At 62.9% G+C, this 24326-nt stretch carries 24 protein-coding genes and 1 tRNA gene; 16 read left to right on the top strand and 9 right to left on the bottom strand.

Annotated elements, in window-relative coordinates:
* The first annotated feature begins 330 nt into the window (after positions 1–330).
* Entirely contained in the window at positions 331–750 is a 420-nt protein-coding gene (locus tag GWG65_RS27660; protein WP_275198726.1) for a hypothetical protein, read from the top strand.
* Positions 751–974: 224 nt separating this feature from the next.
* Here GWG65_RS27660 and GWG65_RS27655 read toward each other — a convergent pair whose 3' ends face one another.
* Entirely contained in the window at positions 975–1154 is a 180-nt protein-coding gene (locus GWG65_RS27655) for a hypothetical protein (RefSeq protein WP_275198725.1), read from the bottom strand.
* 203 nt (positions 1155–1357) lie between these two features.
* Here GWG65_RS27655 and GWG65_RS27650 point away from each other — a divergent pair, with 203 nt between their 5' ends.
* Positions 1358–4429: an AAA family ATPase gene (locus GWG65_RS27650; RefSeq protein ID WP_275198724.1), complete on the top strand. Its 3072-nt coding sequence runs from the start codon at positions 1358–1360 to the stop codon at positions 4427–4429.
* A gap of 6 nt (positions 4430–4435) precedes the next feature.
* Here the strand turns inward: GWG65_RS27650 and GWG65_RS27645 are convergent, their stop codons facing one another.
* Positions 4436–5530, bottom strand: a complete 1095-nt coding sequence (locus tag GWG65_RS27645; RefSeq protein WP_275198723.1) for a catalase family protein — start codon at positions 5528–5530, stop codon at positions 4436–4438.
* Positions 5531–6066: 536 nt separating this feature from the next.
* Between GWG65_RS27645 and GWG65_RS27640 the strand changes: the two genes are divergently transcribed.
* The 3 genes from GWG65_RS27640 (at position 6067) to GWG65_RS27630 (ending at position 8542) form a co-directional block, all read left to right on the top strand.
* On the top strand, positions 6067–6912 hold the full coding sequence (locus GWG65_RS27640; RefSeq protein WP_275198722.1) for a CmcJ/NvfI family oxidoreductase: 846 nt from the start codon (positions 6067–6069) through the stop codon (positions 6910–6912).
* 103 nt (positions 6913–7015) lie between these two features.
* Positions 7016–7327 carry a septal ring lytic transglycosylase RlpA family protein gene (locus tag GWG65_RS27635; protein ID WP_275198721.1) on the top strand — a complete coding sequence of 104 codons (312 nt, stop codon included), beginning with the start codon at positions 7016–7018 and terminating at the stop codon, positions 7325–7327.
* Between the two features lie 45 nt (positions 7328–7372).
* Positions 7373–8542, top strand: a complete 1170-nt coding sequence (locus GWG65_RS27630; RefSeq protein ID WP_275198720.1) for a Gfo/Idh/MocA family oxidoreductase — start codon at positions 7373–7375, stop codon at positions 8540–8542.
* A 74-nt stretch (positions 8543–8616) separates the two neighbouring features.
* On the opposite strand, the gene GWG65_RS27625 is transcribed toward GWG65_RS27630, so the two are convergent.
* Positions 8617–9927: an ABC transporter substrate-binding protein gene (locus tag GWG65_RS27625; RefSeq protein WP_275198719.1), complete on the bottom strand. Its 1311-nt coding sequence runs from the start codon at positions 9925–9927 to the stop codon at positions 8617–8619.
* Positions 9928–10140: 213 nt separating this feature from the next.
* On the opposite strand from GWG65_RS27625, the gene GWG65_RS27620 reads away from it, so the two are divergent.
* A complete protein-coding gene (locus GWG65_RS27620) occupies positions 10141–11145 on the top strand; it encodes an MBL fold metallo-hydrolase (RefSeq protein WP_275198718.1) in 1005 nt (334 codons plus the stop codon).
* A 207-nt stretch (positions 11146–11352) separates the two neighbouring features.
* Here the strand turns inward: GWG65_RS27620 and GWG65_RS27615 are convergent, their stop codons facing one another.
* Complete coding sequence (locus GWG65_RS27615; protein ID WP_275198717.1) at positions 11353–12576, bottom strand: SMP-30/gluconolactonase/LRE family protein; 1224 nt, start codon at positions 12574–12576, stop codon at positions 11353–11355.
* A 278-nt stretch (positions 12577–12854) separates the two neighbouring features.
* On the opposite strand from GWG65_RS27615, the gene GWG65_RS27610 reads away from it, so the two are divergent.
* The 5 genes from GWG65_RS27610 to GWG65_RS27590 all read left to right on the top strand — a co-directional run bounded on the left by GWG65_RS27610 (position 12855) and on the right by GWG65_RS27590 (position 17416).
* Entirely contained in the window at positions 12855–13100 is a 246-nt protein-coding gene (locus GWG65_RS27610; RefSeq protein ID WP_275198716.1) for a hypothetical protein, read from the top strand.
* Positions 13101–13508: 408 nt separating this feature from the next.
* Positions 13509–15071, top strand: coding sequence for a 2-isopropylmalate synthase (locus GWG65_RS27605; protein ID WP_275198715.1), 1563 nt, complete (start codon positions 13509–13511; stop codon positions 15069–15071).
* A gap of 298 nt (positions 15072–15369) precedes the next feature.
* Positions 15370–16374 carry a TRAP transporter substrate-binding protein gene (locus GWG65_RS27600; RefSeq protein ID WP_275198714.1) on the top strand — a complete coding sequence of 335 codons (1005 nt, stop codon included), beginning with the start codon at positions 15370–15372 and terminating at the stop codon, positions 16372–16374.
* Between the two features lie 188 nt (positions 16375–16562).
* Positions 16563–17174 (top strand): Spy/CpxP family protein refolding chaperone, encoded by a 612-nt coding sequence (locus GWG65_RS27595; protein WP_275198713.1) that lies wholly within the window; start codon positions 16563–16565, stop codon positions 17172–17174.
* Between the two features lie 166 nt (positions 17175–17340).
* Positions 17341–17416, top strand: a tRNA-Lys gene (locus GWG65_RS27590).
* Between the two features lie 46 nt (positions 17417–17462).
* On the opposite strand, the gene GWG65_RS27585 is transcribed toward GWG65_RS27590, so the two are convergent.
* Positions 17463–17822 carry a hypothetical protein gene (locus tag GWG65_RS27585; protein WP_275198712.1) on the bottom strand — a complete coding sequence of 120 codons (360 nt, stop codon included), beginning with the start codon at positions 17820–17822 and terminating at the stop codon, positions 17463–17465.
* Between the two features lie 182 nt (positions 17823–18004).
* Between GWG65_RS27585 and GWG65_RS27580 the strand changes: the two genes are divergently transcribed.
* The gene (locus GWG65_RS27580) at positions 18005–18553 is read left to right on the top strand and encodes a winged helix-turn-helix transcriptional regulator (RefSeq protein ID WP_275198711.1); all 549 of its coding nucleotides are present in this window, start codon (positions 18005–18007) and stop codon (positions 18551–18553) included.
* A 41-nt stretch (positions 18554–18594) separates the two neighbouring features.
* A complete protein-coding gene (locus tag GWG65_RS27575) occupies positions 18595–19029 on the top strand; it encodes a DoxX family protein (protein WP_275198710.1) in 435 nt (144 codons plus the stop codon).
* A 599-nt stretch (positions 19030–19628) separates the two neighbouring features.
* Here GWG65_RS27575 and GWG65_RS27570 read toward each other — a convergent pair.
* The 3 genes from GWG65_RS27570 to GWG65_RS27560 all read right to left on the bottom strand — a co-directional run bounded on the left by GWG65_RS27570 (position 19629) and on the right by GWG65_RS27560 (position 21540).
* Positions 19629–20708, bottom strand: coding sequence for a YeeE/YedE family protein (locus tag GWG65_RS27570; protein WP_275198709.1), 1080 nt, complete (start codon positions 20706–20708; stop codon positions 19629–19631).
* Between the two features lie 72 nt (positions 20709–20780).
* A complete protein-coding gene (locus tag GWG65_RS27565; protein ID WP_092183595.1) occupies positions 20781–21131 on the bottom strand; it encodes a metalloregulator ArsR/SmtB family transcription factor in 351 nt (116 codons plus the stop codon).
* 37 nt (positions 21132–21168) lie between these two features.
* Positions 21169–21540 (bottom strand): thioredoxin, encoded by a 372-nt coding sequence (locus GWG65_RS27560; protein ID WP_275198708.1) that lies wholly within the window; start codon positions 21538–21540, stop codon positions 21169–21171.
* 75 nt (positions 21541–21615) lie between these two features.
* Between GWG65_RS27560 and GWG65_RS27555 the strand changes: the two genes are divergently transcribed.
* The gene (locus tag GWG65_RS27555; protein ID WP_275198707.1) at positions 21616–22347 is read left to right on the top strand and encodes a cytochrome c biogenesis protein CcdA; all 732 of its coding nucleotides are present in this window, start codon (positions 21616–21618) and stop codon (positions 22345–22347) included.
* Between the two features lies 1 nt (position 22348).
* Here GWG65_RS27555 and GWG65_RS27550 read toward each other — a convergent pair whose 3' ends face one another.
* Positions 22349–23068 (bottom strand): hypothetical protein, encoded by a 720-nt coding sequence (locus GWG65_RS27550; protein WP_275198706.1) that lies wholly within the window; start codon positions 23066–23068, stop codon positions 22349–22351.
* Between the two features lie 54 nt (positions 23069–23122).
* Between GWG65_RS27550 and GWG65_RS27545 the strand changes: the two genes are divergently transcribed.
* Entirely contained in the window at positions 23123–23737 is a 615-nt protein-coding gene (locus GWG65_RS27545; protein WP_275198705.1) for a thioredoxin family protein, read from the top strand.
* 127 nt (positions 23738–23864) lie between these two features.
* On the top strand, positions 23865–24308 hold the full coding sequence (gene soxX, locus GWG65_RS27540) for a sulfur oxidation c-type cytochrome SoxX (RefSeq protein WP_275198704.1): 444 nt from the start codon (positions 23865–23867) through the stop codon (positions 24306–24308).
* Positions 24309–24326: the final 18 nt, after the last annotated feature.

The raw sequence follows: 24326 nt of genomic DNA, 5'->3' as shown, positions 1-24326 counted from the left end.
CGAGAAACCCGTTCGGCGCGCGGCATTGGAACCGATAGTAATGCTACGAATAGTAAATCGGGAAGGTGGTTGTTGGTTGCGCACGCGGGAAGCTTAATGCTTTGCGGGTGTCCCCGCGCTTCATGCCGGTGTCATTTCGGCGAAGAGACGCGTCGATCCGCGCTGCATGCCCGCCCAACCGGCAACCCAACGATCGAGCCGTGGACGGGTGCCTTGGACGGGTGCCTTGTGCGCTGCACGCAAATTCGAGGCATTAACTTGGCGCTGGGATGCCTGATCATGGGCTCTGCGATCTCTTTTCGAATGAAACGTCAGACAGGGAGCAAGACGATGACGATCTGGAAAGCGGCAATTGCCTGTTCGCTGGCCGGCGCGGTCATGGCCGGCCAAATCGAGCGGGCAGCGGCGGCCCCGATGCCCACCAATGTCGCGACCATGAAAGCCGCGGCCAGCGATGACGTCACGCAGGTGCGTTGGCGCGGCGGTGGTTGGGGCTGGGGCCTGGGCCTGGGCGGCCTTGCGGCCGGCGCAATCATCGGCAGCGCCATCGCCGGCGCGCCTTATGGCTATTACGGCGGACCGTACTATGGTGGCCCCTATGGCTATGGTTACGGCTATGCGCCGGCCTATTATGGATACGGGCCGGCCTACGTATATCCCGGCTACGGCTACCGCCGGTACTACCGGCACTACCGCCCCTATTATGGATATTATCGGCCGTATCCCCGCCCGTACTACGCCTATTGGTGATCGCAGACGGCGAGGGCACTCGGATCAAGCGATGTGCCTGCCTCGCGGGATCGCTCTCATGCCGGTGTCGCTCGCAGACCGCTGAAAGCAGGCTGCCCGGTCGGCAGGCGTGTGGCGTGATCCCTGGTCCGACGCGGTGATGCGGGTGTGCGCGCCGACGAAAATCCCGGCGCAAATCGCCGCAATGATCGCGATCTCGATGCACCATTCGAGCGGCCCCGAGCTCATGGCAGCGCCATGGCGGTAGCGAGGTCGACCTCGGACAAGCTCGGGCCGCTCCACGCGAGATAGACGGCGATGAGAAAAATGCGACTGAGGATAGTGATGCTCAATATGATCCTGACATCGTAACGGCGAACGACAAAAGCGAGTGGCGCGATCGCCGGGTGCTTCAAAATGCTCATGGCGAACTCCTTGCCCAAATTCGGGCATCAACTGCCCGCCGACTGAAATGACAGCGTGATGAAAGGTTGTTCGAGGCCTTGCTGGCGTCTCTGGAAATGAACACGCGCGATGCTAGTGCCGGCGCGTGGCGCAGGTCTTTAGCGTGTCCTTACATTTGGCTGAGCTTTCCATTAAGATCGGAGGGCATCCGGAGGTTGGAGCCGTGCGTACAGGCGCACTTGCCTTTGGTGAATTTCGCCTCGATCGGGCCAACGCGCTGTTGTGGCGAGGAGGGGAGCGGATCGCGCTTGCTCCGAAGCCGTTCGAGGTCCTCTGCTGTCTGGTCGGCCGCCCGGGCGAGCTAGTCACAAAGGAAGAGCTGCTCGACGCGGTCTGGTTTGATCTGCATGTCAGCGAGTCGAGCCTAGCGGTCGCCATGAACGCGCTGCGTTCGGCGCTCGGTGACGACAGACAGGCCCCCAGCTATATCGAGACCGTCACGCGGCGCGGATATCGCTTCATTGCGTCGGTCACCACCGCCGAGTTGCCGTCGGCCGAACAGCCCGTCGAGGAAGAGGCGCCCGCCGCGGAGCAGGTTGTCGATCAGCGCAGACAATGGTGGGTGGGGCGTGCTGCGGCACTCGATATCCTGGACAAGGCGTTGCAACTTGCCCGGACTGGACAGCGTCAGATCGTCTTCATCACCGGAGAGGCCGGAATCGGCAAGACAACCCTCCTGCAGATGACACTCGACAGGATGGACCGGAAGGGGCTGGGCGTGCTGCGCTGTGGCTGCAACGAATTGTTCGGCACCCATGAGGCCTTTCTTCCGCTGATCGAAGGAATGAACGAGTGCTGCCGCCGCAGCGATGGAGCATCGCTGCTTGCGTCCATACGCGAGCACGCGCCGACCTGGCTGGCGCAAATGCCCGGCTTTCTCGGCGAAGCGGAGCGGGTCGCATTCCAGCATGAAGTCTTTGGCGCGACTCGGGAGCGCATGCTGCGTGAATTTGCCGATCTCATGGAAAATCTCGCCGTCAAGCGACCGTGGGTGATCATACTGGAAGACCTTCATTGGAGCGACTTTGCCACCGTGGATGTGCTCTCGCGACTTGCGCGCCGAGACCGGAAGGCGGCAATTCTCGTCTTGGCCACGTATCGGCCGATGGAAGTCGCCGTCGGCGGACATCCTGTCCGTGCCGTCCACCAGGATTTGCGAATTCACGGATACGCCACCGAGCTCGCGCTCGATCGGCTTGCCGGCAACGACGTCGAGCGCTACCTTGCCCTGCGCTTCAACTCCGCCGATTTTGCCGAGGAAATGGTCGAGCGCATCTTCGCGCGGACCGGTGGACAGCCGTTGTTCGTGACGTCGCTCGTCGATCATCTCGTGGCGCAAGGCGCGCTTGTCGAGGACGATGCGGGCTGGCGGCTGATCCGCGAGGAGGCCACCTCGCATGACAGTATGCCGCGTGATCTGGAAAGCATGATCACTCAGCAGATCGATCACCTGAGAGCGAATGAGCGCAATGTGCTCGAGGTCGCAAGCGCGGCGGGTGCGGAATTTTCGGCGCTTCACGTTGCTGGCGCACTGGGCCACCCCGTGCTGGAGGTCGAGCAAATCTGCGAGGACCTCGCACGAACCGGGCGCGTCATCGTTGTCGCTGGCGTCGCCGAGTGGCCGAGCGGAGACGTCTCCGGGCGCTATGCGTTCCAGCACGCGCTCTACCAGGAGACCCTCTATCAGCGACTTGCGCCTGCGCGCCGCACCAAAACCCATGCCTGTCTTGGGGCGGCTCTTGAACATGGATATGGGCCGCAGGCGCCGGAGATCGCCGCGGTGCTCGCGCGCCACTTCGAGCTGGGGCGGGATTTTGCGAAGGCGATGCACTACCTCTGCGCAGCCGCCGAGGGTTCGGCGCGGCGGTTCAGCACGCGCGAAGCCGCGAACTACCTGTCCCGAGCCTTGCAGCTGGTGTCGCATTTGCCGCCGGAACTTCGGGTGGCAACACGTCTGAAGCTGCTACTCCAGCGCGCCTGGGCCTGGCGGGCCAGTGGAGATTTCCTGAATTCGCTGCAGGATCTCGGCGCAGTCGTCGTACATGCGGCGGAGAACGGCCTCGTGCGCGAAGAGGTGAACGCACTGGTCGACCTCAGCCGGTTCTGCCTTTACGTCGATCGACGCCAGAGCTTGCCGTTCGCGGAACAGGCCCTCGCGAAGAGCCTTGCAATCGACGATTCCGCGTTCAGCGCCCTGGTGCAGGGGAATCTCGCCAATTTAAAGCTGATGCTACGCGGCTGGGACCGCGACAATGCGGAGCTTGCCGAGCAGGCGTCAGGGCTGATCACGGAATCGCAGGACCTGAGCATGCGGCTGCGGCGCTGCTCCATGGAAATGGTGCTGGAATTTTTGCGCGCGAATTACCCAGCCTGCTGTGACGCCACCACCAGGGGAAAGGAGCTCGCCCGGCTGGTCGGCGACGTCTATCTGTTCGTGCTCTACGAAGCGGTCGAGGCGTTTGCCCAGATCTATCTCGGCGAATGGGGGCGGGCGCAAAGGAACGTCGTTTCCGCGTTGACTATCTCGGAGCGGAATGCAAATCCGCAGGCCGTCTCGCTGTGTCACCTTACGATCGGCTGGTTGTATTCCGAAGCCGAGGAATACGGGACCGCGGCGCGGCGCGCCGAGGATGCGCTCGGCCCGATGATCGAGGCTAATCCGTTTACCTTCTTCGTCGGCAGGAACCTGTTGGCGCGAGCCTATGTCAGGATGGGCAACCTGCCTGCGGCGCGGCAGCATCTCGATGCGATGGAACGACGAATGGAGGTCGACCACGTACCGATGGAGTCGCTGGTCATCCCCCACTATCTGCTGACTTGCTGTGACTACTGGATAGCGATCGGCGATCTCGATCGCGCCCATAGCGCGGCCAACCAGTTTTACAAGGTGACAAGCGCCGCGCCCGACTGGCCGTTTCTCGCGCTGTGCCACGAGGTGATGGCAAGAATTGCGATGCTGAAGCACGAGATCCAAGCGGCCCGCGACCACCTGTCGGCAGCCATTTCGATCGTGCGTCACGCCAGGCTGCCGCAAGCTGCCTGGCGGGTTTACCGCGAAGCCGCGGCATTTCATGAGAGCCGCGGACACGCGCAAAAGGCTGCCAGGTGGCGGGGCCGCTCCCGCCAGATGGTTACTTCGCTGGAGGAGTCGCTCGATCCCGGAGATCCGCTGCGGTCGGCGTTCTTCTTCAACGCGGGCCGGGACATCGGGAATGAAATCACGGGACGAACGTGATCGGGCTCAATCGGGAAAATCCTCGATCTGTTGCGGCTCTTCGGGCGGCCGAATGGCTCTGTTTTGGTTCTGTTGCTGCCGAAGCGTGCGAGAGGCCCGGTAGGCGTCCCTGCGCACCCGCATGATCGAGCCGAGCGGCTGATGCGCCGCTAGACAGCGCCATGGATCGAACGACAGCACCTCGTCGGCATAGGCACGGCGCGGGGGACTGTCGGCCGTTTGGCGCGGAAGCACGATTTTGCCCAGCGCCTCCGGCGGCGCGACGTCCTCGGGCCAGTCGATCGAGGCATTCTCGATCGGCGTGCGTTTCACGTCGGTGCAGAGCTGGGCACATAGTTCGTACTCGGCCGAATTCTCCTTGAAGAAGGCAACGACGGATTTGAGCACGACATCATCGCCGTCGTGGCAGGGCTGGCTGGTGAGCCGACGGACCGAGTCCGACAGCGGCACTATACGAAGCCTTGCGATATAATCGCCAAAGCGGAGCGCTCCCTCGGTATGAAAGGTCTCTCCGAGAATGTTGCTGCCGGCATCACCGAGTGCCTTCAGGACTATCGGGATCGGAATACCTGTTCTGTCCGACGCAGCGACCAGGATGCGCGAGACAAAGCCTACGGATTCGAATACGAGATCCGGCAGGACCAGGCCGCGTTCGACATTGCGCTGTGCATCCCGATACGCCATCGCATCGGCGAAGTAACTTTTGTGATTGACGAGCAGAAGATCCTGGTTCGTCGAGGTGTCGTCGTCGAGCGCTCGCGGACCAGTCACGCCCAAGACCTTGATGGCGAATCCCCGGGGTGAACGGACGCGATCGCTTCGGTTGAATGCGGTGGAGAGGCGGACGATGATCGGGTAGCGGCTGGCCTTTTTGAACAGACCCTGGCTCAGATGGTTCGGCAGGTCGTCGTAGACGATCAGCTCACCTCGGAGATAACCGACGCCCTTGGCGTGCTGCTGGCGGGTCCCATGTCCGTCCTTGTGGAAGGTCGAGGCGCTGGTCCGGGCGATCGAGGCAACGATCGCCTCGACCGCCTCCGCCTCCTCCGGCCGGATTTGTTCGACGGACGGATCATAGCGAAGATACTGACCGGCTGACATGGCGCTGATCTCCAGCCCGAAGGTCGCCTTCCCATTGCAAGCGTCGACGGCCGCAGGGCGGGTTCCACTGTAAACCCGTCCAGTCAGGATCGGCAACCGGAGAGCACGCCCCGGTTGCCTGAACGCGCCGTGGGATAAGGCATCTCGTTACCGGCGAAATCACGGCTTCGATCCTAGAGCGACGGCGTTCCGTGAGTCTTTATGAGCTTGTTATGTTGTCCTGATCTTTTCCTTAAGGCTGCAACTGCCGACGCCGTCCGGGACGACAAGCGGAGACCCAGTGACAGGTGAGGGGTCTCTATCCGCGTGCTCATCTCTCACAATCGAGTTCGTTGATAGAGACCCCTCATCCGGCGCTCCGCGCCACCTTCTCCCACAAGGGGAGAAGGAGAGCAGCATGCGCAGGTCGATCCTCAAAACGTTCCTTCTGCATTTCCCGCGCCCGACGACACTCACATTGCTATTTGCGCTACCTGCCTTGCGCCGCGCTGCATCCCGTCAAAAATCAAGCAGACGACCACATCGGGAGACCGGCCATGGGCCTGCAAGAAACAAAAATCGAATCGCTTCCCTTCGTCACTGCCGAACTCAACTACCTTGCACCGACCTCAGGCAAGCCGCGCACTTACGCCTTCGATCCGCCGCCGGGCGAGCCGAAGAGCACATCGTTGCCGGAGCCGCACCAGGTTCCGATTTTTGATGCGCGGCTGATCGCGAACAGCTTCTCGCTCGATCGCCAGGGCTTTGCGCTGGTGCGCCATCCGAACCAGGTCAAGGACTTCTACAACGATGACGAGGTGAGGGCGATCTACTATCCCGCCGTGGAGGCCTTCCTGCGTGCGACGCTGAAGGCGGACCGGGTCTTCATCTTCGATCACACCGTGCGCCGGCGCGTCGAGGGCGCGGCCGACATTCGCGGCGGCGGCCCGCGCCAGCCTGCGACGCGCGTCCATGTCGACCAGACCGCGACCTCCGGCGCCAACCGTGTCCGCGAGCATCTGCCTGACGAAGCCGACGAGCTGCTCAAGGGCCGCGTTCAGGTGATCAATCTGTGGCGGCCGATCCGCGGGCCCTTGCGCGATTCTCCGCTTGCCGTGGCCGACGGCAGCACAGTCGCGCCGGATGATCTTATCGCCTCCGACCTGATCTATCCCAATCGCCGCGGCGAGACATACTCGGTGAAATACAATCCGAACCATCGCTGGTTCTATTTTCCCGAGATGACGCCGGACGAGGCGCTGCTCCTCAAGTGCTATGATTCCGCAACCGACGGCCGCACCCGCTTCGGGCCGCACACAGCTTTCGTCGACCCGACCACGCCGGCAGATGCGGCGCCGCGGGAAAGCATCGAGGTCCGCACGCTGGTTTTTCACAAACAGTAACAATGTGTGATGGCACTGCCGGGCGCCGCCCGGCAGTGGTTTGGGAACCCAGGGGAACCAACGAGCGTTTGCGCCCCGGGCAGGGCCAACCCGGAGCGATGCCGTGCGAGCGCAGACGACGCTATTCTCTTGCCTTGCCACTTTTTCGTTTTCTGCTGCTACCGTTGCACACGCCGAGAGCGGACTCGCCTCATTCTACGGCTACGGCAAAGCCGGCAAAGGCGAGTTGACCTGCGCGCACCGGACGCGGCCCTTCGGCAGCGTGCTGAGGGTGTCCTATGGCAGCCGCTCGATCCAATGCCGCGTCAATGATCGCGGCCCCTTCATTCGCGGCCGTATCGTCGATCTCTCCGTCCCCGCCGCTCGCGCGCTCGGCATGATGAGCGCCGGCGTGGTCCGCGTCTCGGTGGAATAGGCCCGCGATCGCGTTATAGTGCCGCCAAGCAAGGTGAGGGGCGCTATGGCAAGGATCAGGGTTGGGCTCATAGGCTGCGGCTTCGTCTCGGAGCTGCACATGTATGCGTTCCGGCGCGTCTACGGCGTGGATGTCGAGGTTGCGGCGGTCGCCGCGCGCGGCGACCACGTCGTCGCATTCGCCAGCCGCCACCAGATCCCGTGCGTCTACCGCAGCTTTGCGGAAGCGATCGCCGACCGCGAGCTTGACGTCGTCGACATCTGCACGCCGCCCAATCTTCACGCCGAGATGATCGTAGACTGCATGCAGGCCGGCAAGCACGTCATCTGCGAGAAGCCTTTTGCCGGCTATTTCGGCCGCGAAGGCGACAGGCAGCCGATCGGCAAGCACGTGCCGAAGGCGCTGATGTATGAGCGCGTGTTGGAGGAGATGGACGCGACCCGTGCCGCGATCGAGCGTACCGGAAAACTCTTCATGTATGCCGAGGACTGGATCTACGCGCCGGCGGTGACCAAGACCGCGGAGATCATCAAGGCGACGAAAGACAAGATCCTGTTCATGAAGGGCGAGGAGAGCCATTCCGGTTCGCATGCGGCGCACGCTGCGCAGTGGGCTATGACCGGTGGCGGCTCGCTGATACGCATGGGCTGTCATCCGCTCTCGGCCGTGCTCTATCTCAAGCAAGTCGAGGCCAAGGCACGCGGCGAGACGATCCGGGTCGTCAGCGTAACTTGCGACGTCGGCAACGTCACCGCTATCCTGAAGCCTGAGGAGCGCAATTACATCAAGGCCAATCCGGTCGATGTCGAGGACTGGGGCACGCTGACCGCAACGTTCTCCGACGGCACCAAGGCCACAGTGTTCTCCGGCGACATGATCATGGGCGGCGTCCGCAATCTGATCGAGACCTACACCTCCGGCGGCTCGCTGTTCGCCAACATCACGCCGAACACGCACCTGATGAGTTACCAGACCAGCGAGGAGAAGCTCGCCGGCGTCTACATCACCGAAAAGGTCGATCGCAAGACCGGCTGGCAATATGTCTGTCTCGAGGAGGAATGGACGCGCGGCTATCTGCAGGAGATCCAGGACTTCATGGAATGCACCGTGACCGGCCGGCAGCCGCTGTCGGACCTCGCGCTGGCCTACGAGACGATCAAGGTGAACTACGCGGGCTATTGGGCCGCGGAGGAGGGGCGGCGGGTGGTGTTGTAGAGAGCGGCTCTCTTACCCTCCCCTGGAGGGGCCCTCCAGGGGAGGGTTAGAACCATCCTCCGCAATCATGCGCCTCACGCCCCGTAAGTCGATCCCTTCGGCAGCGGAAACACCGGATCCCGCGTGCGGATGTTGGTCGGCCACACCACCGAGATGTGCTCACCGGCGTTCTGCATCACCACTGGCGTCGAGCGTTCGTTCTGTCCCGAGAGCGGCGTGCCCGGCGGGAAGAACTTGACGCCGTAGCCCTGAATGGTGCCGCCGGCGGGGATATCGACGTCGAGCGCGGCTTTGCGGATGGCCTCGGGCTCGAAGCTGCCGTATTTCTCTTTCGCGACTGGCAGCACGTTGTTGAGCAGCACCCAGGTCTGGTTGAAACCCATCGAGCAATGCGGCGGCACGTCGGTGGCGCCCATCTTGGCCTGGTAGCGCGAGACCATGGTCTTGATCAGGTCGCCCATCCCCGGCGCGAGCTTGGCGGGATCGAGCAGTTGCGCCGGCACCGGATCGATATTGCAGAAATTGTCGATGTCGGGGCCGAAGGTCGCGCGCAGCTTGTCGAGCTGGCTGTAGCCGGCGCCGGCGCCGAACAGCATCTTGAAGCGCAGGCCGCTCTCGCGGGCCTGGCGCAGGAACAGGGTGATATCCGGGTTGTAGCCGGCATGCGAGATCACGTCGGCCTTGGCGCGCTTGAGCTTGGTTACGAGCACCGAGAGATCGGGCGCGGAGGCCGAATAGCCCTCGCGCAGCACCACCTGGATGCCGGCCTGCTTGGCATAGGCCTCGTCGGCCGCGGCGACGCCGACGCCATAGGGGCCGTCCTCGTGGATCAGCGCGACCTTGACGTCCTTCGGCTCCATGCCGAGCTTGGCTTTCGCATGCTCGTTGATGAAGCTTGCAAAGGCTTGGCCGTACTGGTCGGAATGGATCTGCGCGCGAAACACGTATTGCAGGTTCTTGTCCTTGAACACGGCGGTCGAGACCGCGGTCGTGATCCAGAGGATCTTCTTCTGCTGCTCCACCCTGGCGGCGAGCGGCACGGCGTGCGAGCTCGCATAGACGCCATTGAGGATATCGATCTTCTCCTGGTTGATCAGACGTTCGGCCTCGTTGATCGCGACATCGGGCTTGCTCTGGGAGTCGGCCGCAACCGGCACGATCTTGGTCTTGCCGCCAATGCCGCCTTTCTCGTTGACGAGGTCGATGGCGATCTGTGCGCCGACCGAGGAGGCAACCGAGCCGCCGGCGGCGAACGGACCGGTCAGATCGTAGATCAGCCCGATCCGCAATGTCTCGGCTTGCGCCTTTGCCCGTGTCCAATCGAGGCTGAGTGCGGCGGCAGCAGCCGCCGAGGTCTTCAGCAGGGTCCTGCGTGAAGTCGGCATCCTATCCTCCCTCTGAACCGTCTTTTGTGACTGGCTTTTGCTTTTCACGAAGTATTCAGAGCGGGCCGTGGAAAGTCAACATCGCCCAAGGTCGATACGCGGCGGCCGCGGCTCACAACGCAATTGCGAAAGTCAACAAAAAGGCCCATCCCCCGCGTCGTGAGAAGGTCCTAAGGCGAGAAGGTCCTAAGAGACGAGAAGGTCCTAAGAGATATGGCTCGACTGGTTCAATGCCGCCTGGTCAACGAGCCGCTTGCCGATCCCGGCCTGTTGGTCGACTTCAGGTTCGGACGGCGCGCCATGCTGTTCGACATCGGCGATCTCTCGGCGCTATCCAGCCGCGAACTGCAGCGCATCAGCGACGTCTTCGTCAGCCATCGGCATATGGATCACTTCGCCGGCTTCGATCAGTTGCTGCGGGTCCGGCATCAGCAACCCGGCCGCGTGCGCATGATCGGCCCGCCCGGTCTCGTCGACGGCGTCGCCGGAAAGCTTGCGAGTTATAGCTGGAATCTGCTCGGCGCAAATTCGCAGGACTTCGCGATCGAAGCGGCCGAGTTTCACGACGGCCGGCTCGGTGACTGGACCATCTTTCCAGCAAGGCAGCAGTTTCGCGCGGCGCCGTACGAGAAAGCGGTCTTGCCGCCGGGGCTGGTGTTCCGGGACGGCGATCTCTCCATCGAGGCGGTAACGCTTGATCACGGCATTGCCTGCCTCGGTTTTGCGTTGCAGGAGACGGTGCGGGTCAACGTCTGGACCGTCGGATTGGCGCAGCTTGGTCTCGACGTCGGCCCCTGGCTCAACGCGGCCAAGCGCGCGGTCCGCAGTGGTGCGGGGGAGGATGCGTCGATTGCCGTGGATGCCGGCCGCGTTATCAAACTCGGTGAGCTCACGCGGCACGCGCTCAAAGTTGCGCCCGGACAGCGGGTAGCATACGTGACCGACGTCGCCTTCACCCCCGCCAACGCGGAGAACATTATCGCGCTCGCGCGCGGTGCCGATCATCTCTTCATCGAGGCGGCCTTTGCCGGCGACGATGCGGATATTGCACAGCAACGCCGGCACCTGACGGCCGCGCAGGCCGGCCATCTCGCCCGCACCGCCGGCGTGAAGCGAATGACGACGTTTCACTACTCGCCGCGTTACCTCGACACGCCCGACCGGCTGCGCGCCGAAGCAGATGCCGCCTTTGCCGGCCAGTCCGCTCCGTCGCCCTGACCATCGCTGTTGTCGACTAGGGCCCTTAGACGAAATCCTCGGCATCGGTCAGGGAACCGCATCTCTGCCCGCGCGCCGTACAGTGTCTAAGGCGCGCGCGTCGGCCACGTCCGTGACTGCACACGCAAGCAATGACGCGGGCACGAAGCGACCGGGGCGCCGACGGTTTAGGCCAGCGCCCCTCGCTCATGGATCGCGTAGTCGGCCTCAGCCGGGACCTGCGCCTTGCGTCGCCGTGTACACCGCGTAGAGCGACTGGCTCGCAGCCATGAACAGGCGGTTTCGCTTTGGGCCGCCGAAGCAGATGTTGCCGCAGACTTCGGGCAGGCGGATGCGGCCGAGCAGCTTGCCGTCCGGCGACCACACCGTCACGCCGTTATAGCCGACGGCGCGGCCGGCATTGCTGGAGGCCCAGACATTGCCGTTGACGTCGCAGCGCACGCCGTCCGGCCCGCACTTCACGCCGTCGATCACGCAATCGCTGAACTTCTTGAGATTGGAAAGTTTGTTGTCGCCGCCGACGTCGAACACGAAGATCTCGCCCTTGCCGCCCGGCCCGGTGTCGCCTGGTCCCTTGCCGGTCGAGGCGACGTAGAGCTTCTTGAAATCGGGCGAGAAGCACAGCCCGTTGGGATCGGGCACCTGCTCCTCGGTGACGACGAGGTCGACACGGCCGGAGGGGTCGATGCGGTAGCAGTTGGTCGGCAGCTCGCGCTTGCCCGGCGCGAAGCCGGCCGGCTGGCCGATCCGCGGATTGAGCTTGCCACCGGAATTGCTCGGGCCGCCCGCGGCGTCGGGCTCGCCCTCATAGAGCTGGCCTCCATAAGGCGGATCGGTGAACCAGTAGCTGCCGTCGGGATGCGCGACGACGTCGTTCGGCGAGTTCAGCTTCTTGCCCTGATAGGAGTCCGCGAGCACGGTGGCGGTGCCGTCATGCTCGTAGCGTGTCACCCGCCGGGTCAGGTGCTCGCAGGAGAGCTGGCGGCCCTGGAAGTCGAACGAGTTGCCGTTGGAGTTGTTTGACGGAGCGCGAAATACGCTGACGCGGCCGTCGTCCTCGCTCCAGCGCATCTGCCGGTTGTTGGGAATGTCGCTCCACAACAGATAGCGGCCCTGTGCGCTCCACGCCGGGCCTTCGGCCCACAGCAGTCCCGTATGGAGCCGCTTGATCGCGGTATTGGGCTGGGCGAGGTCGTTAAAGGAGGGATCGACCGCGATGATGTCGGGGTCCCAGAAATACGTGGTCGGCGCGCCGCCCGGGCCGAAATCGCGCGGCGGGGTGGTGATTGTCGTCGGCGGCGCGGCTGGTCCGGCCTGGGCCAGCGCCTGGCCCGCGCCCGCCATCGTGGCGCCAGCGCAGAGGGCAAGCCCCTGGACCAGCGTTCGTCGTGAAAGCGCAGCATTCTGGTCACGCTGCTTTTGGCGTGTCATCGCATCCTCCCGGTCATGTTCGCTGGCCGGTTGATCCGGCCGAGCAGCTGTGAAGGTTAGTCCGGTCTGCGCCCGGTTGCGAGCGCCGGTTCGCATCCTTTGCGCGCCTCCAAGCCCACAAACGCGGAACTCGACGCACACCGGCGCCACAGAAGTCGCGACGCGACAATTCGTTCCATCTTGCAGGTCAACCGGAGCCCGTTTTGTCCGCTGTCAAGCCTTGACCTCGCACGCGATGTTGGCAGAACTCGCTCCTGGGGCAAATGCCGGAGTTCGTTGTGCTAGCTGTTGTCGTAATGGTCTTGTCGCTCGCCATCGCGTTCGCCGCCGGTTATTTCACGCGCGATTTCGTGTCCCGCAAACGGCGTGCGGAAGCCCGCCGCTGGCGTGAGTATACGCAACCGGATTGGCTTCCCGCCGCCGCGCCTGCCAACACCAACGAGGTCGTGCCCCCGGCCACAGGCGAGCTCGGCCAGATGCTGAACCGCTGGGAAAGCAGGGCCCGCGCCCGCCGCGCGGGATAGCCGTCAGCTCACGCGCCGACCGGACCGGGAGGGTCGCCACCTGCAACCAGGTCAATCCCGCTGACCATCTTTTGGCGTTGCAGTTGCGCCTATTTTTCGTTTAAGAACGGTCCATTGAGTTCCCGGCAACCTATCGTCAACGGTTTTGACTGAGGATTTGTGGGCTCAAAAAGGGTCTGGCAATGCTGATTCGCGGCCAAATCGATGGGATTTCGAGGGAGGTGGCTCTGGCCGCCGCCACGATCCCGGCCGCGCTGCCCACCCTTCTTATTGGCGGGCTTCTTCTTACTTGCCCCTGAGGGCCGGCTGGGCGCTGCGCGCCTGGGCACTCAGGGGATGTACGAGATCAGCGGACCCCGATAGCGCCCAAGGAAATGACCGGCGCGAAAGCTCAAAAGGAAATTTGAAATGGCTCCCGTGAACAAGTCCGACAAGGACCGCGTCATCATTTTCGACACCACGCTGCGCGACGGCGAGCAGTGCCCCGGCGCCACCATGACCTTCGAGGAGAAGCTCGAGGTCGCCGAGCTGCTGGACGATATGGGGGTCGACGTCATCGAAGCCGGCTTCCCCATCACCTCTGAAGGCGACTTCCAGGCGGTTAGCGAAATCGCCCGTCGTTCCAAGAGCGCGGTGATCGCCGGCTTGTCGCGCGCGCATCCGGCCGACATCGACCGCTGCGCCGAGGCCGTCAAGTTCGCGAAGCGTGGCCGCGTCCACACCGTGATCGCGACCTCGCCGCTGCATATGCGGGTGAAGCTGAACAAGACCCCGGAGCAGGTGCTCGAGACCTCGGTTGCCATGGTCGCGCGCGCCCGCAACCAGATCGACGACGTCGAATGGTCGGCCGAGGACGGCACGCGCAGCGAGATGGATTTCCTGTGCCGCATCGTGGAGGCGGTCATCAAGGCCGGCGCGACCACGGTGAACATCCCCGACACCGTCGGCTATACGACGCCGGACGAATATACCCACTTCATGAAGACGCTGATCGAGCGCGTGCCGAACTCCGACAAGGCGGTGTTCTCCGTGCACTGCCATAACGATCTCGGCATGGCGGTTGCGAACTCGCTGGCCGGCATCGTCGGCGGCGCGCGCCAGGTCGAGTGCACCATCAACGGCATCGGCGAGCGCGCCGGCAACGCCGCACTCGAAGAGATCGTGATGGCGATCAACGTGCGCAATGACAAATTCCCCTACTGGAACAAGATCGACACCACGCAGCTCACTCGCGCCTCGAAGGTGGTGTCGGCGGCGACCTCGTTCCCGGTGCAGTACAACAAGGCGATCGTCGGCCGTAACGCGTTCGCACACGAGAGCGGCATCCATCAGGACGGCGTGCTGAAGGACGCGTCCACCTACGAGATCATGCGCCCCGAAATGGTCGGCCTGAAGCAGTCGTCGCTGGTGCTCGGCAAGCACTCCGGCCGCCATGCCTTCGTGCACAAACTGGAGGAGATGGGCTACAAGCTCGGTCCAAACCAGCTGGAAGATGCGTTCACGCGGATGAAGGCTTTGGCCGACCGCAAGAAGGACATCTACGACGAGGACATCGAGGCGCTGGTCGACGAGGAGATGGCAGCTTCGCACGACCGCATCAAGCTGACCTCGCTGACGGTGATCGCCGGCACCCATGGTCCGCAGCGCGCGACCATGAAGCTCGACGTCGACGGGCAGATCAAGATCGAGGAAGCCGAGGGCAACGGCCCGGTGGACGCGGTGTTCAACTGCATCAAGCGTCTGGTGCCGCACGAGGCCAAGCTCGAGCTCTACCAGGTGCACGCGGTGACCGAAGGCACCGACGCGCAGGCCGAAGTCTCGGTGCGGCTGTCGCATGAGGGACGTGCGATGACGGCCCGCGCGGCGGACCCGGACACGCTGGTCGCCTCCGCAAAGGCCTATCTCGGCGCGCTCAACAAGATGGTGATGAAGCGCCAGCGCGATACGATAACGACGGCGGCGGCAAGCTGACGTTTGCGTTGCTGCGCGTTGGCTTCGCCTCTCCCGCTTGCGGGAGAGGCCGACGCGTGCGAAGCGCGCGGCGGGTGAGGGCTCTCTCCTCTCGGGGGTTCTCGTGTGAGGAGACACCCTCTCCCCCGCCCTCTCCCGCAAGCGGGAGAGGGAGCGCAGCGGTGCTCGGGTGCATGCTGAATAGCTGCCCTGCTAACGGCCAATAGCAGGTGGCGGCGCCGGCCTGTATGGATGTGGCTGGCATGAGGAGAGGTCGCCCGCGCGCCGGGCGGCCCAAATAACACAGCAGGGAGAGATTATGCGCACCTTCGCGATCGCGGCGTCCGTCGCGGTATTGGCCTTGAGTAGTCTTGTCGGCCCCGCCAGCGCCGACCCCATCATCATCAAGTTCAGCCACGTCGTCGCCACCGACACGCCGAAGGGCAAGGCGTCGGAGAAGTTCAAGGAGCTTGCCGAGAAATACACCGGCGGCAAGGTCAAGATCGAGGTCTATCCGAACTCGACGCTCTACAAGGACAAGGAAGAGCTCGAGGCGCTTCAGCTCGGCAGCGTGCAGATGCTGGCGCCGTCGAACTCGAAATTCGGACCGCTCGGCATCCGCGAATTCGAGGTGTTCGATCTGCCCTACATCCTTCCCGACCTGAAGACGCTGCGTAAGGTGACGGAAGGCCCGCTCGGCCTCCGGCTGCTCAAGCTGCTCGACTCCAAGGGCATCACCGGCCTTGCCTACTGGGACAACGGCTTCAAGCAGATGAGCGCCAACAAGAAGCTGGTGACGCCTGGCGACTACCAGGGCGTCAAGTTCCGTATCCAGTCCTCGCGGGTGCTGCAGGCCCAGTTCAAGACGCTCGGCTCGCTCCCGCAAGTGATGGCTTTCGGGGAAGTCTACCAGGCGCTCCAGACCGGCGTGGTCGACGGCCAGGAGAACACCTGGTCGAATATCTATACCCAGAAGATGCACGAGGTGCAGAAGTACATCACCGAGACCAACCACGGCTATATCGGCTACGTCGTGATCGTGAATAAGAAGTTCTGGGACGAGCTGCCGGCCGACATCCGCGACCAGCTTACAAAGGCGATGAAGGAGGCGACTGACTTCAACAATACGCAGTCGCAGAAGGAGAACAACGACGCGCTCGCCGAGATCAAGAAGAGCGGCAAGAGCGAGATCATCAAGCTGACGCCGGAGCAGGACGAGGCGATGCGCAAGGCGATGGAGTCGGTCTATAAGGACGCCGCAGGCCGCATCGGCCAGTCGCTGATCGACGAGTTCCAGAAGGAAGCGAAGAGCACGACGAACTGACATGAACGGGAGGGCTTCTGGCGGTATCAGGAGCCCTCCAGTCCATTCATGCCATTCCCTGTTGCGAATGATTTCAAACTGCGACAACGAATTACATCTTGGTAAGGGTAAGTCTCTGTCCAACTTGTAAGTTGAATGCGATGGCGCTTGCGCCCATCTTCCGGAGCATCCTTCCAGAGGAGGTCCGTATGAAGAAGTTCACCATCGCCGCCATCGCCGCGCTCAGCATCGCCGGCTCGGGCGCGGTCTATGCCCAATATCATCATCGCCCGTGGATGGAGCACTTCCGCCACATGCGCATGAACCCGGAAGACCGCGCCGCCTTCGTCGACGCGCGGATCGCCGCGGTCCATGCCGGGCTGAAGCTCAATGCCGATCAGGACAAGCTGTGGCCGCCGGTCGAGACCGCGGTGCGCGAGCTCGCCAAGCTGCGCATCGACCGCGCCAATGCGCGGATGAATGCCGGCCCCGGAGACGCCGACAAGGATGCCGGCAAGCCGGATGATCCGGTCGCCCGCCTGCGCCAGCGTGCCGAGGACATGAGCGCGACCTCCGCGGCCCTGAAGAAGATCGCCGATGCGGCCGAGCCCCTCTACAAGACGCTGGATGACGGCCAGAAGCGGCGCCTCGCCGTGCTGACCCGCCATCGCGGTCCGTTCGGCGGCGGCGACGACGGTCCGCACCACCGCTTCATGGAGCGTGGCATGGACCGCATGATGGAGCGGGGTATGGATCGCTTCCATGGCGACCATTTCGACCGGGACGGCGGTCCGGACCGGGATCGCGACGGCCGGCTGTAGGCGGGCGGGATTTTCCGGGATTAACTTTGGCGAAGCCGCTGGAATTCAGCGGCTTTTCGCATTCCGGGGCTTGTGGACGAACCGTTGGAAAACCTTCGTTGCATCGCTTGCCATACCCGGTTCGCTTTGCTAAACGACCGGCCTCGCAAGGCATTGACCGCCTTTCGGGCGCATAGCTCAGTTGGTAGAGCAGCTGACTCTTAATCAGCGGGTCCCAGGTTCGAGCCCTGGTGCGCCCACCAAACAAAATCAAGACCTTAGCGAGAGAAACCGTTTGAGAAGGCCGAACTAAAACGGTTTTTCAAACGGTGTTTTTTTGAGCTGTTCAGGAACGTATCTCGACAATGTGATGAGGGGGCTTTCGGCTCGGCCATTCGGCTGCTTAAACATCTGCATCCGCTGCCAGCCCGACGAAGCCGCTGCGCGAGATGATCCCTGCCGGAGGGGCTTCCAGGCATTCTCAACAATCCAGGCGAAAGTTGTCATCGCGGGCGAGTCGCTCCCAGCTACCACGTATGACCCACAACTATGGTGGGCTTCCGAAAAGAGCTCTCCGCCGACGAGTACGGTCAGCTTTCCCTTGACCTCGACCTCAAAGCCTTCCCAAGGGCGTTTCGGGTAGACGATGACGCTGAAGTCGGCGACCAACGGGGCCCCGGTCGTCCTCCGCGCTTGCGTGGCTTGCTATCGTGTCGGCAAGTGCGTTGACGGTTTCGATGTAGCGGTCCAGCATTGCCAGTTGCAGTGAGACCGGGGTAGGGCCCCTCAAGGGCAGCCCGCTGACGTTCGCCTTCGTTTCGTCCCGAGCCGCAGGCGCTTCGCGGAAGCGGATGCTTACGTTCACGGTGCGCGGACTGGAGCGTGACGGACTTCTCACCCGCACAGTCTACCCGACCACACCCCCGCGCGTAGACTACGCGTTGACGCCTCTTGGCAGCACGTTGTGGCAGGCGATCGAGCCCTTTGCTGACTGGGCAAGGGAGCACGTCGGCGTCTCGTCCTGTTCGATGAACCTTCCGAAGGGCTCGCTCCTCAGATCGTCGTCGAGGTGGCGGCCGTGCTCAAGCAGCGGTGTCATTGCTCAGACCGAGGGCGGAATCGTGCAAGGGCTGAGTTGGGCCCTGAAGGAATCGGTATCCTTTGACGATCGGAGTATTACGTCGCTCAACTGGAGTCGCTATCCGATCATGACCTATCCGGAAGTGCCGCCGATCGACGTCATCCTGATCGATCGGCCAGAGCTGCCGAGCCTTGGCGCCGGCGAAGGATCCGTCGGTGCCGCATCTGCAGCTTTGGCAAATGCCTTCGCGCATGCGACCGGGAAGCGAATTCGGGATCTGCCGTTTTCACCGGAGCGGGTGAAGGCCTCTTTGAGCTGACGGTCGGGTGCGAAAGCAGTAGCACAAAGAAGGAGAACAACATGGAAGGAAGCCGTGACTGGGGGTTATTGGTCGGGCGGATTGCTCTGATCGCTCTTTACGCGTTCAGCGCGGCGGGAAAATTTGAAACCCTCGACGCGACTGCGGCCCTGCTTGCGACCAAGGGATATCCACTGGCAATGCCGCTGACCATCTTCGTGGCAACGGTTGAGATGTTGGGCGCGATCTGCATTGCGGTCGGTTTCTATTCCCGTGCAGTCGCCATCGGACTCATACTCTACACGCTCGCAGCTACTGTAACATTCCACAATTTTTGGATGCTCGAAGGAGCCGCTCGGCAGGGCCTACTCATCCATTTCTTGAAGAATGTTGGCCTCCTCGGCGCCTTTGGGATCATCGCAAGCGTAGGCCCCGGCGCATTTTCGCTGGATGCGCTGATGAGGAAGTTGCCCCGGGAACGGGCAGAGGTGGCCTAGCCGTCTGACACCAAAGATCATGAACTCGACACGGGAGAAGGCGTTCGGACCGGAGGAGTTGAGTGCGTCAACTGAGGATGGGCAAATGGCTGTTGTCGTAATGAATTGGGAATGTTGTTGATGATGAGAGTGGATAGAGCGCAAGCGGACTCCAAAAAGATTGCCTTGCGGGAGCCTTGCGGGCAGGAATTGTCGAGCTTTGCAAGACCAAGAGCCGTTGTCGCGGCTATTGCAAGCTCCTGAGATGTGACAGCGCAATTGTTGTCAAAATAGCCGCCGTCGATCACATATCCTACGTTTTTGTTGTTCCCGGTTTGGCTTGCTCTTCCAAAGAACGTTCATCAGGCGTTGTCCGAAATAGCCGGCCGGACGGTAAGATAATTGGAAAACGCGCGCTATTGAGTATCGCGGTTGAAGTTCGGATATAGGCGACCAGATGTCGCTAAGTAGTTCGTGCGCGGAGCCCATGGGAGCTGTTGGCTATGGGAACCAGCATGCGGATTTCGCGCTCGTCTAAGCCGTCGAGAGCTGAATGCTTCTTGGTGAAGGTGAAGGCGCTTCGGATTCCGGCCACATGTGCAGAAGCGGTGTTATTTCCACTACGTCGAGACGCCGAACAGCTTGCGCACTGCTGGCAGCCACTCGCCAGTCATCGTGAACTCCAGCCCGAGCCGCGCTCCGGCGGCAATCGCCAGCATTGTGATCGGCGCCGAGAGAGCGAGTGTTGAGAATGCGGTCAATCCCTGGCCAATGGTGCATCCCATTGACATGATCCCGCCTATACCCATCAGAAGCGCGCCGGTCATGTGACGCTTCAATTCACGGGCGTCGTCGCAAGCCTCCCAGCGAAAGCCGCGTCCGAGCATGGCGGCGGCAAACGAGCCGGCGACGACGCCGGCGACCGAGCCGATGCCAAAATTCAACCGCGCGCCGGAGAAGGTGGCGATGTAAAGGATAGTGTCGCCAAGCGGGGCAACGAAGGTGAGCGAGGAGACGCGCACGGGATCAAATTCGTCATCCGCGAGCCACCCCGTCGCGAACCATCCGAACGCAATCGCGGCGCCGACGGCAAGACCGGAGACCAATAGTCGCGGCGACCGGATCAGGCGGCCATCCGCGAGCGCCCAGAAAGCGAGCGCGGCGGCAATCGACACGACGAGGATTACGCGCGTCGTGCTGCCGGCCCCAAGCAGCGAAGTCAGCGTCTGGTTGTTGCCTTCGGTGAGGCGCACCGACAATGGCTCGATCAGCTTCACGCGGAGCATGCCAGTGATGCCGCGCATGGTCGCGAGCGCGGACAGGCCGAGCACGAGAAAGACCACGATGGCACGCAGATCGCCACCGCCGATTCGCACCAGCGTGCCGAAACCGCAGGTGCCGACCAGCGCCATGCCAACGCCGAACATCAACCCGCCGATGATCGCGCCGCCCAGGCCGATCGATGCTGTGAGATAGATCGACCGCGACAGGTCTACGATGCCGAACTCGGCCAGCGCTTGGGTCGTGAGCAGGGCGACCGCCGCGGCCAGAGCAAAGGATCTGAGCCGGCGAAAATCCGATCCGAAGAACGCATCCTCGAGCATCGCGAGCGTGCAGAAGCGGCCAGCACGGCCGGAAACGCCGAGAACGGCACCGGCGGCAAGCCCGCATGCAAACGCTATGGTCGAAGGGCCCAGCATTCCTCCCGGGGATGTTCGTTCTGCTTGTCAGACAGTCTGCGCCGGGAAGGCGCGAAAATCCAGAACAGAAAACTACCGGCGGCGCCGCCGCACCGGCTCGCAGAACACGTCGTAGACGGCGGTGAGAATCTTGCGGACGTCCTCGTTGGCGAGGCTGTAGTAGATCGCCTTGCCGTCGCGGCGGGTCGTCACCAGTCGATCGAGTCTCAGTCGCGCGAGCTGCTGCGAGACAGTGGACTGCCGCTCGCCCAGGAACTGCTCGAGCTCGGTCACCGATTTCTCACCCTCGGCGAGGATGCAGAGCAGCAGCAACCGGGACTCGTGCGACAACGCCTTGAGCATGTCGCTCGCCTCGCGCGCCTTCTCGATCATCTGCTCGAGCTCGGCGGAGCCCTCGATCTCCTTCAGCTTTGGCAGCGGCATCGCGTCAAATTCCCCTGAGCAAAATCCTTGAGAGCGGTCACGACCTGCCCGGTTCGGATCCTGTGTTGGACAGGATCCGGTCCAAGAGGCCGAAGAAGAAGGCATCCCCCGGATAACCGCGAATGCGCCCGATCTCACGGCCCTCTTTTACCACGACGAAGGTCGGCGTGAAGGCGCCGGGATCGATTCCGGCGAGGTCGGCGGGTAGGGGGCTATTCAGGTCGACCCGGCGCAGCGGCGCGGTCTGGCTTTCCTCGGTCTTGCCATAGATCGGCGCGATCTCGGCGTTGAAGCGTGCGCACCACACGCAGCCGGCCCGTTCGAACATGACGAGCTCGGCCGCGCGCGATCCCGTTGCGGGCAGCGCGAGCGCGACAATGACTGCGAGCCAGGCGATGATTCTGTTCATCCTGCGTAACGGACCTCTGGACTTCCTTGGCGCTTTATATCATTAAATTCGCATATGTGCTAGGAATGAGACGCAATGACCTTGGACGTCACGCTGGGTGCGGCCTTCGTCGCGGGGCTGTTGTCGTTTCTGTCGCCCTGTATCCTGCCCCTCGTCCCGCCCTTCCTCTGCTACATGGCCGGCGTCTCGGTCACCGATCTCTCCGGTGGCAGGCCCGACCTGCGGCCGCGCATCCTGATCTCCGCGCTCGCCTTCGTGGCGGGCTTCTCGCTGGTTTTCATCGCGCTCGGCTCGACCGCCTCGCTCGCGGGACGCCTCATCTCTGCGCATCTCTCAACGCTCGGCATTGTCGCCGGCAGCCTGATCATCGTCATGGGCCTGCATTTTCTAGGTATGCTGAGGATTCCTCTGCTCTATCGCAGCGCGACGGTGCAGGTCGACAACCGGCCGGCCGGGGTGGCGGGGGCCTTCGTCATGGGGCTGGCATTCGCGTTCGGCTGGACGCCCTGCGCAGGCCCCATTCTCGCCGCTGTCCTGCTGATGGCAGGCTCGGAGGAAACGACCGGACGAGGAGCCCTGCTGCTCTTCGCTTATTCGATCGGGACCGGCATCCCGTTCCTAATCGCGGCCGCGTTCACCGGCAGGTTCATTGCCGCGCTTGGCCGCGCGCGTCGGCATCTTGGCCTGGTCGAGAAGACGATGGGCGTCTTTCTGGTCGCGACCGGCCTGATGTTCCTGACCGGTCTAATGCCGGCGGTTTCGGAGTGGCTGCTGGAGCGCTTTCCGGGGCTGACCACCATCGGCTGAGCTAGCCATAGCGGAAATCAAGCAGTTGGGCATAGGACTGCAGTTCGATCAGGTAACGATGCACAAGCGGCCCGTCGCCGGCCATCGCTGCATGGGCGATCTCGCCACTGCTCGCGATCGCGCCGTCGATGAGGCGGCGGAACTCGCCTTGTCCGGCGATCTCGCTGCTTGCCCATTCGTTGCAGCGCTGCAGACGATCGCGGAATGCGCTTGCCGCGGCAACGGTCTCCTCGGCGTATTCCTGCGCCGGCTGCTCGCCATACCGCGTGGCCGCCGCCCGTAGCTTTTCCATGGCTGGTGCGATCTCGAATATGCAGTCGCCGAGATCGTAGAGGCCCGAACGACGCCTGAGTTCATGATACGACCGGCGCAGCGCAAACAGTTCGCGAGCGGCGGCGACATTGTCGCCGCCGTCCAGCGCGCGCGTTGCGGCCGCGAGCCGTTCACCGCCGTGACCAAGAAATTCCGCCAGTGCGGCCGGTGCATAAGCGGGCAGGGGGCCGGACGCGTTTGGCTCGAGCCGTTTCCACGTGGCCGCCGCCGCGTCCGTCTCCATCTGTGCCAGCGCAAAGCTTCCGGTGCGCGCATAGCTTGCCGCGCTGCGCAGATTGTCCATGATCGGCCCCATCACCGATACGAAATCCGTGGGTTTGCCAGCCTCCGCGCCGAGAACGAGCGCGCTCGAAGTCAGCCATGCCAACAGGGCGATGATGCAGCGCAAGATCGGAAATCCTTGTCACATTCGTGAATTTGAATATCATAATGAAAGTGACCGATGCGCAAGATCCTTCCAAGGCACAAATCCCTGATGTCGCCCAGCCGGCTGACGCGACGCGGCTTTCTCGCATTAGCATCGGGCGCGGCTCTTGCCGCCCGCCGTGGCGAGGCGGCCGCTGAGCCGGCGCTTGGAGAAGATGGGCTCTATCACGAGCCCTGGTTTCTGCAGAGCTTCCTCGATCTGCGCGAGGACCTCGAAGGCGCTGCCGCCAGCGGCAAGCGCCTTGCGATCATGTGGGAGCTGCGCGGCTGCCCCTATTGCCGCGAGACGCATCTGGCAAACTTTGCCGATACGGCGATCACGACCTACATTCGCGACAATTTCGAGGTGTTGCAGCTCAATCTGATCGGCTCCCGCAAGGTTACGGATTTCGATCGCCAGGAATTGTCCGAGAAGGATCTGGCCCAGAAATACGGGATCAGGTTCACCCCGACATTCCAGTTCTTTCCTCTATCGTCCAACGGCATTGAGGCAAAGGAGCCGATGGCGCGGGAGGTGGCGCGGGCACCCGGCTATCTCAAGCCGCAGCATTTCCTGGCGATGTTTCGCTTCGTGCGGGAGCGGGCTTACGAGCGCGGCTCGTTCCGGGATTTTCTGACCACAAACGGCTAGCTGACACCGCTCCGCGAATTTGTCTTGACGCCGCTTCTTACATCAACATATCATGATAGATGAATTTGATGGACTGTGAGTCCATCGCAAACGAGGCGGGCTCACCTCGCCATCAAGGGTAGGGAACATGCGGCGCTCGCTCGCGGCTGCGTTTGCACTATGTCTTTCGGCCGGAAGCGCCCACGCGCAGGAGTCGATCAAGCTCGACGTCGTCAATGACGCTCTGCCCAAATCGCTGACCGGCGCACCCGGCAATCCCGATGCCGGCAAGAAGGTGTTCCTGACGCGCACGCTGGGCAATTGCCTCGCCTGCCACCAGGTCACCAGCCTGAAGTCCGAGGAATTCCACGGCGAGTTCGGCCCGTCGCTCGACGGCGTCGCCGGCCGCTACAGCGAGGCGCAGTTGCGCCTCATCGTCGCCGATCCCAAGCGCATCTTCACCGACACGGTCATGCCGGCGTTCTTCAAAAACGACGGCTTGAGCCGTGTGCGCCCCGAGTTCGTCGGCAAGTCGATTCTATCGGCCGCGCAGGTCGAGGACGTGGTCGCTTATCTCAAGACGCTGAACTGACGGCGAGGAGGATCTGGA

Origin of the sequence: Bradyrhizobium sp. CSA207 (assembly GCF_029051685.1) — a bacterium.
In the GTDB taxonomy this organism is placed as follows: Bacteria; Pseudomonadota; Alphaproteobacteria; order Rhizobiales; family Xanthobacteraceae; genus Bradyrhizobium.
Note: the sequence above shows the minus strand (reverse complement) of the source record. Positions and strands in the feature narration are given on the sequence as shown.